Annotated in this window: 11 protein-coding genes; 4 read left to right on the top strand and 7 right to left on the bottom strand. The window is 60.5% G+C overall.

Annotation, left to right across the window (positions count from 1 at the left end; genetic code table 11):
- Window positions 1–9: 9 nt before the first annotated feature.
- The 4 genes from AC1MDT_RS11250 to AC1MDT_RS11235 form a co-directional block, all read right to left on the bottom strand.
- Complete coding sequence (locus AC1MDT_RS11250; protein ID WP_480422092.1) at window positions 10–786, bottom strand: SDR family NAD(P)-dependent oxidoreductase; 777 nt, start codon at window positions 784–786, stop codon at window positions 10–12.
- Between the two features lie 72 nt (window positions 787–858).
- Window positions 859–2,016 (bottom strand): acyl-CoA dehydrogenase family protein, encoded by a 1,158-nt coding sequence (locus AC1MDT_RS11245; protein ID WP_480422091.1) that lies wholly within the window; start codon window positions 2,014–2,016, stop codon window positions 859–861.
- A gap of 11 nt (window positions 2,017–2,027) precedes the next feature.
- Complete coding sequence (locus tag AC1MDT_RS11240) at window positions 2,028–3,275, bottom strand: thiolase family protein (RefSeq protein WP_480422090.1); 1,248 nt, start codon at window positions 3,273–3,275, stop codon at window positions 2,028–2,030.
- A 34-nt stretch (window positions 3,276–3,309) separates the two neighbouring features.
- Window positions 3,310–4,095, bottom strand: coding sequence for an enoyl-CoA hydratase/isomerase family protein (locus AC1MDT_RS11235; RefSeq protein WP_480422089.1), 786 nt, complete (start codon window positions 4,093–4,095; stop codon window positions 3,310–3,312).
- A gap of 351 nt (window positions 4,096–4,446) precedes the next feature.
- Between AC1MDT_RS11235 and AC1MDT_RS11230 the strand changes: the two genes are divergently transcribed.
- From AC1MDT_RS11230 to AC1MDT_RS11215, 4 genes are all read left to right on the top strand, one after another.
- Complete coding sequence (locus tag AC1MDT_RS11230; protein WP_480422088.1) at window positions 4,447–6,495, top strand: alkyl/aryl-sulfatase; 2,049 nt, start codon at window positions 4,447–4,449, stop codon at window positions 6,493–6,495.
- 10 nt (window positions 6,496–6,505) lie between these two features.
- On the top strand, window positions 6,506–7,975 hold the full coding sequence (locus AC1MDT_RS11225) for an aldehyde dehydrogenase family protein (protein ID WP_480422087.1): 1,470 nt from the start codon (window positions 6,506–6,508) through the stop codon (window positions 7,973–7,975).
- 148 nt (window positions 7,976–8,123) lie between these two features.
- Entirely contained in the window at window positions 8,124–9,902 is a 1,779-nt protein-coding gene (locus AC1MDT_RS11220) for an arylsulfatase (protein ID WP_480422086.1), read from the top strand.
- Window positions 9,899–10,450 (top strand): DUF2889 domain-containing protein, encoded by a 552-nt coding sequence (locus tag AC1MDT_RS11215; protein WP_480422085.1) that lies wholly within the window; start codon window positions 9,899–9,901, stop codon window positions 10,448–10,450. Before AC1MDT_RS11220 ends, AC1MDT_RS11215 begins: the two co-directional genes overlap by 4 nt.
- 152 nt (window positions 10,451–10,602) lie before the next feature.
- On the opposite strand, the gene AC1MDT_RS11210 is transcribed toward AC1MDT_RS11215, so the two are convergent.
- The 3 genes from AC1MDT_RS11210 to AC1MDT_RS11200 form a co-directional block, all read right to left on the bottom strand.
- Entirely contained in the window at window positions 10,603–11,724 is a 1,122-nt protein-coding gene (locus tag AC1MDT_RS11210; RefSeq protein ID WP_480422084.1) for a CaiB/BaiF CoA transferase family protein, read from the bottom strand.
- Window positions 11,725–11,933: 209 nt separating this feature from the next.
- Window positions 11,934–12,293, bottom strand: coding sequence for a hypothetical protein (locus AC1MDT_RS11205; protein ID WP_480422083.1), 360 nt, complete (start codon window positions 12,291–12,293; stop codon window positions 11,934–11,936).
- Window positions 12,262–13,923 carry a GMC family oxidoreductase gene (locus AC1MDT_RS11200; protein WP_480422082.1) on the bottom strand — a complete coding sequence of 554 codons (1,662 nt, stop codon included), beginning with the start codon at window positions 13,921–13,923 and terminating at the stop codon, window positions 12,262–12,264. The genes AC1MDT_RS11205 and AC1MDT_RS11200 overlap by 32 nt, the downstream gene beginning before the upstream one ends.
- Between the last annotated feature and the right edge of the window lie 121 nt (window positions 13,924–14,044).

Below are 14,044 nucleotides of genomic sequence, written 5' to 3'. Positions count from 1 at the left end.
ACGAGACGCTTACCGGGCACGCATGCGCGAGGCGGCATCGAGACGGATGGTCTCGCCGTTGACGTAGGCGTTCTCGATCAGGAAAGCGCAGCAATGAGCGAACTCGCGCATGTCACCCAGACGTTTCGGCGCTTCCATTTGCTCTTTCAGGGAGTTCAGAACCTTCTCGTCCAGACCGGCAACCATGGAGGTCAGGAACAGGCCCGGTGCGATGGCGTTGACGCGAACGCCAATAGCGCCCAGCTCGCGCGCGGCCGGCATGTTCATGCCGATTACACCCGCCTTGGTGGCGGCGTAGGCGCACTGACCGACCTGGCCTTCATAGGCGGCACCGGACGAGACGTTGATCACCACGCCGCGCTCTTCACCGGCTTCGGCTTCGTTGTTGGCCATGTGCTCGGCGCACTTGGACATCACGTTGAACACACCATTGAGGTTGATCGCGGTGGCCAGGGCGAATTTCGACAGCGGCGCAGCCTTGCCTTCCTTGCCCAGCACTTTGAAACCGTTCGGTACGGCAGCGCCGTTGATGCACACATGGATTGCGCCAAATTTGGCGATCACGGCATTGACGGCGTTCTGCACCGAGGCTTCATCGCTGACGTCGGTCTGCACGAACATCGCCCGGTCGGCGCCGATCTCGGCGACGGCTTTTTCGCCGGCTTCGATGTTCAGGTCGAAAATCGCCACGCGAGCGGCTTTTTCGCCCGCCATGTAACGCGCAGTGGCCAGACCCAGGCCCGAAGCGCCACCAGTGATGACGATAACTTTGTCTTGAATACGCATGAGAGTGTCCTTGTTCGCTGCCCGGCTCGAAGGAGCCGGGTTGTTATTGTTAGGGATGGAACTGACGGTTAATCAGAACGCGTTGACGCCGGTCAGGGCGCGACCAATGATCAGTTGTTGGATCTGCGACGTGCCTTCCGGAATCGGCACGATGATGGCTTCGCGGGCCAGCTTCTCAACGAGGAAGTCGGTGGTGACACCGGCGCCGCCATGAATCTGCACGGCTTGACGGGCGACGGTCACGGCCATTTCACAGGCAAAGTACTTGGCCATCGCCGCTTCCATTTCTGCCGGGACGCCGGCACCGATCATCTCGGCGGCGCGGTAGGTCAGCAGGCGGGCGGCATCGACGTTGGTGGCCATTTCCGCGAGCATGCCGCTGATCAATTGGTGGCCGGCGATGACCTTGCCGTGCTGCTTGCGCTCTTTGGCGTAACGCACCGCTTCTTCCAGTGCGCGACGGCCGATGCCCAGGCCCTGGGCTGCGACGAACACGCGCGAGCGTTCGAAGAAGGAGAGGGTGTTTTTCAGTGCCTGGCCTTCGCCGCCGATGATGTTGCTGGCCGGAACGCGCACGTCATTGAGGAAGATCTGCGCGGTGGACTGGCTGTTCCAGGCCATCTTGTGGATGTTCTGAACTTCGTACGGGTGTTCTTTGCGGTCCAGCAGGAAATGCGTCAGGCCCTTGCGCGGATCTTCGCCGGTGCGGCAGGTGCAGATCAGGAAGTCCGAGTACGAGCCGTTGCTGATCCAGGTTTTCTCGCCGGTGATGATGTAGTCGTCACCGTCGCGACGGGCGCGGGTCTTGATTTCCAGCACGTTGGAGCCGACATCCGGTTCCGAGATACCGACGCTGACGAACGAATCGCCACTGATCAGGCCCGGCAGGTAACGCTCGCGCAGGTGATCGGGGGCGAGTTTTTCCAGCATTTGTGCGCCGAAGGAGTTGATGACCACCGGCGTCGACAGGTCTACCGAGCAGGCGGCCACCTCTTCGAACAACATGGTCATGGTCGGCCAGTCCAGGCCCAAACCACCGTTGGCTTCGCTGACCGCGCCGCTGACCATGCCGAACTCGGAGAGCTGGCGCATCATCTCGGCCATTTTCTCTTTTGGCATGAACTTGTCGCGGTATTCCTTGTTGAACACCGGGTCGATCTTGTCGGCCAGGAAACGACGGAAACTCTCGACGGCTTCGAGTTGTTCCGGGGTGCGCATGACGTGTCCCATGAGGGGGCTCCTTAAATATTTTTGTTGGCGAGAATGTTGACGGCGACCACGGCTTCTTCGATGCCGAACAGCCCACCACCGTTCTCCTGAATGGCGATACGGGCGCCATCGACCTGGCGCTTGCCGGCTTCACCGCGCAGTTGCGTGACCAGTTCATGGATTTGCCCCAGACCGGTGGCACCGATTGGGTGGCCCTTGGATTCGAGGCCGCCCGACGGGTTGATTGGCATGCGGCCGCCGACGGTGAAGTCACCGCGTTCAGCCGCCGGGCCGCCTTCGCCAAATGGCACCAGCATCAGCGATTCGGCGTTGAGAATTTCGCCGATGGCCGAGGCGTCGTGGACTTCCGCGACATTGACGTCGGATGGGTTGATACCGGCCTGCGCGTAAGCTTTTTTCGCGGCGAGGTGAGCAACGATTTTTTCCGGCTCATCCAGGCCGCGATTGGTGCCGGTCTGCACGATGCTGGCCAGTACCCGAACGGCACGGTCGCCGGAGTTTTTCAAACGCTTGAGACCATCGGCGTTGCACAGCAGCACAGCCGCCGCGCCGTCGCTGATCGGCGAGCACATAAGAGTGGTCAGCGGGTAGCAGATCGGTGGCGAGGCCAGTACTTCTTCGATGCTGAAGGCTTGCTGGAATTGTGCGAGCGGGTTATGCACCGAATGCTGGTGGTTCTTCGCCGCAACAGCTGCGATCTGCCGTTGCGTGGTGCCGTAACGCAGCATGTGGTTGCGGCAAATCGCGGCATAAACGTCCATGAACACGCTGTACGGACGTTCGGAAACGGTGCCCGGCGGCGGTACGATGCCTTCGCCCATGGCCAGCAAGGTCTGCTTGTTCTGCTCGACCGTGGAGACGTCCCAGCCGCCATCGAACACGGCGAACATCTTGGCCTTGTCGGGGATGTTCATTTTCTCGGCGCCGACGGCCAGGGCGATGTCGCACTGACCGGCACGCAACGCCAGCGTGGCGAGGTTGAACGCCGAAGAACCGGAGGCGCAGGCGTTTTCCACCGAGAACACCGGCACGCCTTCAATGCCGATGCGGCGCATGGCGATCGGCCCCGGAATGCCGGTCTGGCCCTGCAACATGCCATTGGTCATGGTGCTGTAATACACCGAACCGACGTCAGCGCTGGTAGCGCCGGCATCTTTCAAGGCCAGGCCGACGGCTTCTTCGACCATGTCGTAGACGCTGCGATCCAGCAACCGCCCAAACGGCGTCATGCCAACGCCTACTACGTAGATATCGTTCATTGTCTGTTCCTGATGATGCTTGGGACGTTGTGGCCTAGCGGCCCTTGAAGTTCGGTGCGCGTTTTTCGCCAAAGGCCTGCAAGCCTTCCTGGAAATCGGCGGTGCGCAGGTGTTGGCGCAACATCACTTGCTCGTGCTGCAAGGCGTCGTCGCGGGACTTGTCGGAAGAGGCACGGGCCACTTCTTTCATGCGGCGCAGGGCAATCGGGCTCTTCTTGGCGATCTGGTTGGCCAGCGCGAGGGCGGCATTGGCCAGTTCGTCATCGGCATGGACTTCGCACACCAGGCCGTAGACTTTCATTTCCGTCGCCGACAGGGATTTGCCGGTCATCAGCAAGTACATCGCCATGTTCAACGGAATCAGGCGTGGCAGGACGGCTGCACCGCCAGCCCCAGGGTAGACGCCGAAGTTGGCGTGGGCGTCGGCGAGCGTCGCAGATTCTGCTGCGACCACGATGTCGGCGCACATGGCCAGTTCCAGGCCGCCGGCCATGGTCACGCCGTTGAGGGCGGCGATCACTGGTTTGGGGAAGTTGCGCAATTGACCGAAGACTTGATTGGCACGGTCGAGAAAGTCGGCTTCGCCCGCGGGCAGGCTGCTGCCGGCCAGCACTTCTTTAAGGTCGGCACCGGCACAGAAGGCAGGGCCATTGCCGGTGAGGATCACCGCACGCAATTCGTCATTGCCCGCGATTTCGTTAAGGCAGCGTTCGAGCTCGGCGAGGGTCGCCAGGTTCAGCGCGTTCATGGCGCGGGGCCGATTGAGCGTCAGGCGTGCCACCGGGCCGACGATTTCATACAGCAAGACATCTTCACTCATGACAACTCCCCTTATTGTTAGCGCTCTGTTGGCGTTGTTGATGGGGCCGATAGTAGGAACGCTGCCCAACGCCGCGCAGGTCATTGCAACGAAAGCGCTTGTCCGCAGGGGAGGCCCAAGACTCTGCAATCCTTGTGGGAGCGAGCCTGCTCGCGAAGGCGGTGTGACAGGCATATTTGTATTGACTGACAGTGCGCCTTCGCGAGCAGGCTCGCTCCCACAGGTTGCGCGCCTGACTCGCTGGCAGGGCCTGCGAAGACAGATGAATTGATCGAGAAGACCAGCAATCCGCACGCACTTGCTTGCACCATCGAAACGGCATTCGAATAACAATGAGAGAGAGACCGTCCGATGAAAAAAATCCGTGTAGTGCTGACGGTGTCAGTATTAGCCGCCAGCATTGTCGGGGCGCTGCAATGGTCGCGAGGTCAAGCCGGCGTTCATTGGCAAACGGTCGAAAACAGTGGCCAGGGCGGCCAGAAAGCGGCGACGGCGGCGACCATCGCGGTCAACGCCACCACGGCGCACGCCATGCCTGCAGTGGATCCCGATGTAGAAGCCGACGTCCAGCGCGGCTTTATTGCCAGCATCCCCGACGCCGAAACCTCGGCCGCCGATGGTCATGTGGTGTACAGCCTTAAAGGCTACGAATTCCTCGGCAGTGCTGATGCGCCGGCAACGGTCAATCCGAGTCTGTGGCAGCAAGCCCGCAAAAGCATGGCCAACGGGCTGTTCAAGGTCACCGACGGTTTTTATCAGGTGCGCGGCCTCGACCTGACCAACATGACCATCATTGAAGGCAAGACCGGTCTGATCATTGTTGACTGTAATCTGGCCACCGAAGTGGCGCATGCCGCACTTGAACTGTATTACCAGCATCGGCCGAGAAAACCGGTGGTGGCCGTGTTTTACAACCACAGCCATGTCGATCACTTTGCGGGCATTCGCGGCATCGTCGATGAAGAGGATGTGAAATCGGGCAAGGTGCAGATCATTGCCCCGGCCGGGTTCATGCAGACAGCGGTGGCCGAGAACGTGATGGCCGGCAACGCCATGAGTCGACGCGCCGAGTACCAGTTTGGTACAACTTTGCCACGCAGTGCTCAAGGCCAGATCGACCTCGGCGGGGCCAAGGCATTGTCCAGCGGCACCATCACCATGATTCCACCGACCATCGAACTCAATCAGCCCGTGCAGACGCTGACCATCGATGGCGTGGAGATCGTCAACATGCTTGCCCCCGGCACCGAGGCGCCGGCCGAGTTCATCCACTACTTCCCTCAGTTCAAGGTGCTTGATACCGGTGAACTGGCGCTGCCTACCCAGCATCAGTTGCTGACGTTGCGTGGAGCGACCATCCGCGATGGCCTGGCGTGGTCGAAATACCTCAACGAGGCGCTGCATCAGTTCGCCCCAGGTGCCGACATCCTGGTGGGGCAGCACGGTTGGCCGGTGTTCGGGCATGAGCGCGTAGTCAACTATTTGACCAAGCAACGGGACATGTACAAGTGGCTGCACGACCAGTCATTGCGCCTGATCAACAAGGGCTACAAGCCGGTCGAGATTGCCGAATACATGCGCGACCACGTGCCGGCAAGCCTCGCTACTGAAACCTTCACCCATGGTTTCTACGGTTCGGTACAGCGAAACTCCAAGGCGGTGTATCAGCAATACATGGGTTGGTACGACGCTAATCCAGCCAATTTGGATGCGTTGTCTGACGGCGATTACGGCAAGAAATTCGTTGAGTATGGCGGCGGTGCCGATGCGGTTCTGGCCCATGCGCGGACTGATTTTGCCAACGGTGAGTACCGTTGGGTGGCACAAGCGATGAGCCATCTGATTTACGCCGAACCGAACAACGCTGCGGCGCGAGAGTTGGCCGCCGATGCCCTGGAACAGTTGGGTTATCAGGCCGAGTCGGCCGTCGAGCGCAATAGCTATCTGGCAGCGGCCATGGAGCATCGCAGCGGTGGCAAGAAGCTCGCCTCGCCGCTGCGCACAGCCAGTCCCGACATGCTTCGGGCGCTGACTATCGACAATATTTTCGATTACCTGGGGGTGCGTCTGAAGGCGCCGGATGTCGAGGGCAAACACATTGTCCTGAACTGGAACTTCACTGACATCGGTCCATCGGGCAAGCGTTACACGCTCAATCTGGAAAACTCGGCGCTGACCTATATCGCCGACTACAACGCCGAGAAGGCCGATGCCACGATTTCCCTGACGCGCGAAACGCTCAACGCCATTCTGGCGGAGAAAGTGACGCCGATTGAGGCGGTGTTCAAAGGTGACCTGAAGATCGATGGCAGCAAACTGGCGGTCTATGAGGTGCTTGGTTCGCTGGACAAATTCTCTCCGGACTTTGAACTGATCGGGCCTAATGCGCCTGCAAAATAGGATCACGACCATGCACTCGCCGCTATACGATCTGACCAAAAGTTCCGATGTTCAAGCGCAGGCCTTGTCGGCCTCCGAGCGGGTAGCGGCGGTGCTCGCCGCTCAGCAGGCCGCCTCGTTGTCCGAGGGGCCGCCTTCGGCCGAGCTGCGCATCGAGCGTATCAATCGGGTGATCAACCTGTTGCTGAAAAATCAGCAGCGACTCTGCGAGGCGCTGGCCCGCGACTTTACCTGGCGCAGTCATGACCAGTCGCTGTTGGCGGATGTCCTGTTGCCCGTCCAGGGCCTCAAATACGCGCGTGATCATGTGCGTCGCTGGATGCGCCCTGAGCGCCGGCGGGCCGAGTTGGGCAGCGGCTGGCTGGGTGCACGGGCGGCCATACATTTCCAGCCGCTGGGTACGATCGGCATTATTTCGCCGTGGAATTTTCCCATCGCCATCGCGCTGGGGCCGCTCGCCGAAGCACTGGCGGCCGGTAACCGCGCCATCATCCTGTTCTCCGATCAGTCACCGGAAACGGCAGGTCTGTTGATCAAGCTGCTGGCCGAACAGTTCGAAGAAAACGAGGTGGCGGCCTTTATCGGCGATGCCGAACTGGGGGCGGCATTCTCCGCCCTGCCACTGGATCATCTGGTGTTTACCGGCAGCCCACGGGTCGGACGGTTGGTGATGCGCGCTGCGGCACAAAACCTGACGCCGTTGACCCTTGAGCTGGGCGGTAAATCGCCGACCATTATCGGTCGTGGCGCTGACCTGGAAAACGCCGCCAAACGCATCTGGGGCGGCAAGGGCGTCAGCAGTGGGCAAGCCTGTATTGCACCGGATTATGTGCTGGTGCATGAGGATGACCGTGAGCGCCTGTTGAGTTGCATGCAGGTCGAACTGCGGCGGATGTTCCCGACGCTACTGAACAATCCGGACTACACGGCCATGGCAACGCCGGGGCAGTACCAGCGGATGCAAGCCTGTGTGCAAGACGCCCGGGAGCAGGGCGTACGCGTTATCGAGGTTAACCCGGCCAACGAGGACTTGAGCGCTTCACGCAAGATTGCTCCGACGCTGCTGGTTGAACCGTCGGACACGACACTGGCGATGCAAGAGGAAGTATTCGGGCCGCTGTTGCCGATTCGCGGCTATCGCCATATCAACGAAGCGCTGGATTACATCAATGCGCGTCCGCGGCCTCTGGCGCTGTATTACTTCGGTGATGACCGCGCCGAGGCCCGGCATGTGCTGGAACGTACCCATTCGGGCGGTGCCTGCATCAACGAAGTCATGCAGCATCTGTTCCAGACCGATTTACCTTTTGGTGGCTGCGGTAACTCCGGGTTTGGTCGTTACCGCGGCGGGTATGGATTCAAGGCGTTCAGCCTCGAGCGTCCGGTGTTCATGCCGCCGCGATGGGACGTCATGGGCCTGCTGCGTCCGCCCTACGGCAGGTTGTTTCGACGGGTGATACGCACGCTGTTGAAACCCTGAGTTGACCCCCGTACGCAGATAGTGTTTTCACCTGGATCAACTGTGGGAGCGAGCTTGCTCGCGATTGGGTCGGCACATCCAACATCGATGTGGTTGAGAGGCCGTTTTCGCGAGCAGGCTCGCTCCCACAAAAACAAGGTAACCCTGAATGATCTCTTCCAAACAACTTGCTCTGGCCCTGTTGTGTGTGACGTTTGGCAGCCACTGCCTCGCCGAACCCAAGCGCCCGAACATTGTGGTCCTGGTGGCCGACGACTGGGGCTACAGCGACGTCGGCTCCTTTGGCAGCGAAATCGCTACGCCGAACATCGACACCCTCGCTCGTGAAGGTGTGCGCTTCTCAGACTTTCACGTCACGGCCTCGTGCTCGCCCACTCGTTCAATGTTGTTGACCGGCGTCGATAACCACCGCAACGGCGTGGGTAACATGCCGGAAACCATGCCCGACGAGCACCTGGGCAAACCCGGTTACAGCGGCGTGCTTAACGACAATGCGATCACCGTGGCCACGCAGCTCAAGGACAGTGGTTATCACACCTACATCAGCGGTAAGTGGCACCTGGGCAAGACCGCTGATACGTTGCCAAACAATCGCGGTTTCGAGCGTTCGTTCATTCAGGCCGACAGTGGCTCGGACAACTGGGAAGAGCGCCCCTACGCGCCGTTGTATGACAAGGCATCCTGGTTCGAGGATGGCAAACCCGCGCACTTACCCAAGGACTATTACTCTTCGACATTTATTGTAAACAAGGCCATCGACTACATCTCGGCAGGTCGTCAGGACGGCAAGCCCTTCTTCGCTTATCTGGGGTTCCAGGCCAACCACATCCCGGTGCAGGCTCCGAAGGAAAACATCGAAAAGTACCGGGGGGTTTATGACAAAGGCTGGACGGCGCTGCGCGAGGCCCGCCGAGCCAAAGCCGTCGAGCTGGGGCTGATTCCCGCAAGTGCCGGTATGGTGACCATGGGCAGTACCGCCGACTGGGACGCACTCAGTGCGGATCAAAAACGTTACGAAGCTCGGCGAATGGAGGTGTATGCCGGCATGGGAGACGCCATGGACCAGGAAGTCGGTCGGCTCGTGGCGAATCTGAAAGCAGCGGGGGAGTACGAGAACACGGTATTCGTGTTTCTCTCCGATAACGGCAGCGAGCCGACGGACCCCTACGCCATTCCGGCAATCAGAATGTGGCTGGAAATGAAATACACCCGCGAGCTGGACCGTTTGGGCGCCAAGGGTGCGTTCAACAGTATCGGCCCGAGTTGGGCCAGCGCTGCGGCGTCGCCTTTGAGCGGTTACAAGTTCTTTGCGGGCGAGGGCGGACTGCGCACGCCATTGATTGTCTCCGGCGTACCGGGTATGCAGGGCAACCGGATTTCCAAGGCCTTTGCCCATGTGACCGACATTGTCCCGACGATACTGGACGTGGCTGGGGTTGCGCCTCATAACGGCCAGTATCTGGGCAAGACTGTGGAGCCGATGATTGGCAGCAGCCTGGTGCCGGTACTCAAGGGTTTATCCGAGCGGGTCCATCCTGAAGACCAGGCCATCGGTTATGAGTTGTCTGGCAGCGCCGCCTTGTTCAAGGGCGATTACAAACTGGTGAAAAGCCTCAAACCGGTCGGCAACGAACAATGGCACCTCTACAACATCGCGACCGATCCCGGCGAAGTGGTCGACTTGCAGCAGCAGATGCCGGAGCGTTTCCAGAGCATGCAGGCTGACTACGCCGAATATGCCCGCGTCAACGGCGTGCTGCCGATGCCGGTCGGTTATGACTACATGCACCAAGGGCAGATGTACGCCTTGAAACACGTGGTGATTCCGAAACTGAAGGCCGCCGCGCCGCCGGCTCTGGCGATCATCGTGGCGCTGGTGGGTGTGCTGGTATGGCGTCGTCGTTGCAAGAAGGTGGCGAAATCATGATCGATGAAGTGGATGAGTGGGGTCGTCGCCTGATCCATCGGCGCAAGGTCGAGTGCCAGGGGTACTTGCGTGCCGATGGGTTGTGGGACATCGAAGGCCGATTATGCGATAGCAAAACCCACCCCGTTACCCTCGCTGAAGGGCGGACGGTGGTGGCGGGGCAGACCTATCACGGCATGTTGATCCGCCTCACGCTGGACGATGACTTCGTCGTGTGTGAGGTGCAGGTGGGCATGCCAGACGTCCCGACCAGCGAATGTCGTGGCGCGGCCCCGGCTTATCAGAAGTTGGTCGGCGAGCGGATCGGCCCGGGGTTTTCGCGACGAATCAAAGAGTTGTTTGGCGGGGTCGGCGGCTGCGTGCATTTGACCGAGTTGCTACTGCCGATGGCCACGACAGCGTTTCAGACCATTCCCATGGCGCGGGCGATGGTTGCGCCGCGCACGGCGCAAGATGTCGAGGCGTATCGTAACGCCACGGGCCACCTGCTCAACACCTGTCACGCATTGCGCGAGGACAGTCCAGTAGCGGTATTCCTTAAAAATTAAGATCTGAACGCGACCTGTAGCAGCTGGCGCAGCCTGCGTTCGGCTGCGCAGCAGCCGTGAGATCTGAGCGCGAGGTCTTCCTGAAACACCGCATCGTCTGATTTGCGACTGCTGCGCAGCCGAACGCAGGCTGCGCCAGCTGCTACAACAGGTCAGATCAGTCGCTGGATTTGCTCTTCGCTCAATCCTGCTTTGCGCAGTATCTGTGCGCCATGTGCGCCGCGTTTGGGCACCACGCCGGCCACCGAAGGGGTTGTCGAGAACCGTGGTGCCGGCGCCGCTTGCAGTACACCGTCCTTGCGCGAATACACACCACGTTCGGCCATGTGTGGGTGCGTCAGGGCTTCGGCCGGCGTCAGTACTGGCGCGAAGCAGGCATCGCTGCCTTCCAGCAGGTCGATCCAATGCTGACGCGGTTGGCTGGCAAACACGGCCGTCAATCGCTCGCGCAACGGTGCCCACAGGCGTGGATCGTAGGGGTTCTTGAAATCCGGGTCGTCGCCCAGGCCGAGCTTGTTGAACAGCAGCGCATTGAACTGCGGTTCGAGGGCTTGCACGCTGACAAACAAACCATCAGCACAGGCGTAGGTGCGGGCCCAGTGCGCGCCATCGAGCAGTCCACAACCGCGTTCCAGGGGTTGTTGACCGGCAGAGTGGGCTGACAGCAACAGGTTCATCAGGTTGGCGCTGCCATCGACAATCGCCGCGTCCACCACCTGGCCGACGCCGTTGGTACTGGCGTTGATGATCCCGGCCAGAATACCCATCGCCAGGTACAGCGCACCGCCGCCCAGATCGCCCACCAACGTAGGGGGCGCCATTGGCGGCTGGCCGGCCTCGCCGCTGAACCACAAGGCGCCGGACAGCGCGATGTAATTGAGGTCGTGACCGGCTGCTTGCGCCAATGGACCTTGCTGGCCCCAACCGGTCATGCGTCCGTAGACCAGCCTTGGGTTGCGTGCCAGGCAGTCTTGCGGACCGAGGCCCAGACGTTCCATGACGCCTGGGCGCATGCCTTCGATCAGGGCATCGGCGCCTTCGATCAGGCGCAACACTGCTTCGATGGCTTCGGGGTCCTTCAGGTCCAGGGCGATCGACTGCTTGCCTCGATTGACGATGGCGTGCTTGCCAAGGTCCAGCATGTCGCCACCCTTGGTGCCGGCACGCTCGACCAGAATCACCTCGGCGCCCATGTCGGCGAGCAACATGCCACAAAACGGCCCTGGGCCAATGCCAGCGATTTCGACGATACGAACGCCGTCCAATACGCCCATGCGAGTACTCCTTTGAATCAATAGAAAGTGATGAGGAAAATCAAAATGCTCCTGGCACCTGTAGGAGCGAGCTTGCTCGCGATGGACGTGAACGATGACGCGTACTGTCTGGAAAAACGCGCCGCCTTCGAATTCATCGCGAGCAAGCTCGCTCCTACAGGTGTATGCCGATCCATGTAGGAGCTGCCGCAGGCTGCTATCTTTTGACCTTAACGACGGAGGAACAACGCGGTCATCACGGCGTGAAACACGACGGCTGGCCACAGCAACAATCCGCTGCTGACAAACACACCGACATACGCCAGATACAATGCAATGGCCCCGTTGTAGAACAGCATTGCGCGAATCGCGGCGATGCTGTCCGGCCGTGGCCAACAGGCAATGCCGAAGGCGATTAGCGCAAGACCAAGGAACCGCGCAAACAGATTGGTGGCGTCGGTTCCGCCAATCCCCAGCAGCAGATGGCTGATCAGTCCGGGGGTGAGCAGCAATGCCAGCCCGGTGGCGAGCTCCACGACGGCTGAAACCGTCAGCAGCTTATGCGCAGTGATGAGGCGTGTTGGATTCATGATTGTCTTCCGATGAGGTGGAGGCGCTGGCCGCGCGGTCCTGGCGGATAAACTCGGCGGCCTTTTCGCCGATCATCACGGTGGCTGCCGTGGTGCTGCATCCAATGATAGTCGGCATGATTGAGGCGTCGACTACACGCAATCCTTCCATGCCGTGAACCTTCAACGTTGCGTCCACCACCGCCATGGCATCTGTACCCATTTTGCACGTGCCCACCGGGTGATAAAGCGTGTCGGAACGGTTGCGCAGAACCTGTTCGATCTCGGCGTCGGTGTTCATCGGCGTTTCAAGCACATCCCGTGGATTGAACGCCTTGAAGGCGTTGGTCGCCATGACTTTTTGAATCACTCGATAGCCCTGGATCAGCGTCTTGATGTCGTCCGGATGGGTCAGGAACGCCGGGTCGATCAACGGTGGCACCATGGGGTCGGCGCTCGCCAGTTTCAGTTGCCCGACGCTCTTGGGATGCAGAAGGCAGGCATGCACGCTAAGGCCGTGACCGCCATATAGCGTACGACCATGGTCGGCAAACATGGCGATGGTCAGCGCCAGTTCGATGTCGGCCTGACGCAACTCCGGGGAGGTTTTGACGAACGCGCAGGCCTCGGCAAAATTGGTGGTCAGCGGGCCGCTGCGATGGCGCCAGTAACGGATGGCCGCTTTGGTCAAGTCCCAGGCTCCCGCCAGTGACAAGCCGATGAGGTGGCGCGACTTGATGCGGTAGGAGTGCACGTAATCGATGTGATCGACCAGGTTCTGGCCTACGCCCGGCAGTTCATGCACCACCGGGATATCGAACTTGAGCAGATCGTTGGTCGGGCCGACACCGGACAGCAGCAGTAGCTGCGGCGAGTTGAAGGCGCCGGAACTCAGAATCACCTCATGGCGCGCATGCACACGGCGTTTGACGCCGTTCTGCACGAATTCGATGCCAACGGCCCGCTTGCCGTCAAAGATGATTCGCGTGGCGTGGGCGTGGGTTTCGATGTGCAGATTCGTCCGGTGGCGGTTAGGCGTCAGATAGGCTTTGGCCGCGCTGCAACGCTGTCCGTCCTTTTGCATCACTTGCAGGCGGCCGAAACCTTCCATGCTCGCGCCGTTCTGATCGGGGCACGCCGGGTAACCCGCCTGCACACCCGCCTCGACGAAGGTTTCGCCAAACGGATTGGGCGAGGAGTGGAAGCGCACATTGAGCGGGCCGTTCTGGCCGTGCAACGCGTCCTTGAAGTGTTCGTTGTGCTCGGCGCGCTTGAAGAACGGCAGCACCTCTTGATAGCTCCAGCCTGGGTTGCCCAAGGCCGCCCAGCGGTCGAAATCTTCCGGGTGGCCACGATGGTAGGCCATGGCGTTGATCGAAGAACTGCCGCCCAGGGTCTTGCCACGAGGCTGATAACCGATCCGGCCGTTCAAGCCCGATTGCGGCACAGTCTGGTACTGCCAGTTATTGATCGAGGTCGGCACCATGGCCGCGACGCCGGCCGGCATGTGCACCAGCGGATTAGTGTCCGGGCCGCCGGCCTCCAGCAAGCACACCGAAACAGTCGGGTCTTCTGACAGTCGACTGGCGACCACACAGCCGGCAGCGCCGGCGCCAACCACGATGTAGTCGAATTCTGCGTTCTGGTTCATGCTTTTTTCTCTTTATTCGATGCACAACTTGAGCGCATTGTGAGCACATGGCCGATTTGTCACTGGTCAATTGAATGAATTCGCTGGTCAGCGGGGCAGGTGACTATCGCGCCAAGCACTG

The organism is Pseudomonas sp. ASL7 (genome assembly GCF_056680375.1).
This window is presented reverse-complemented; position numbering and strand designations above follow the sequence as displayed.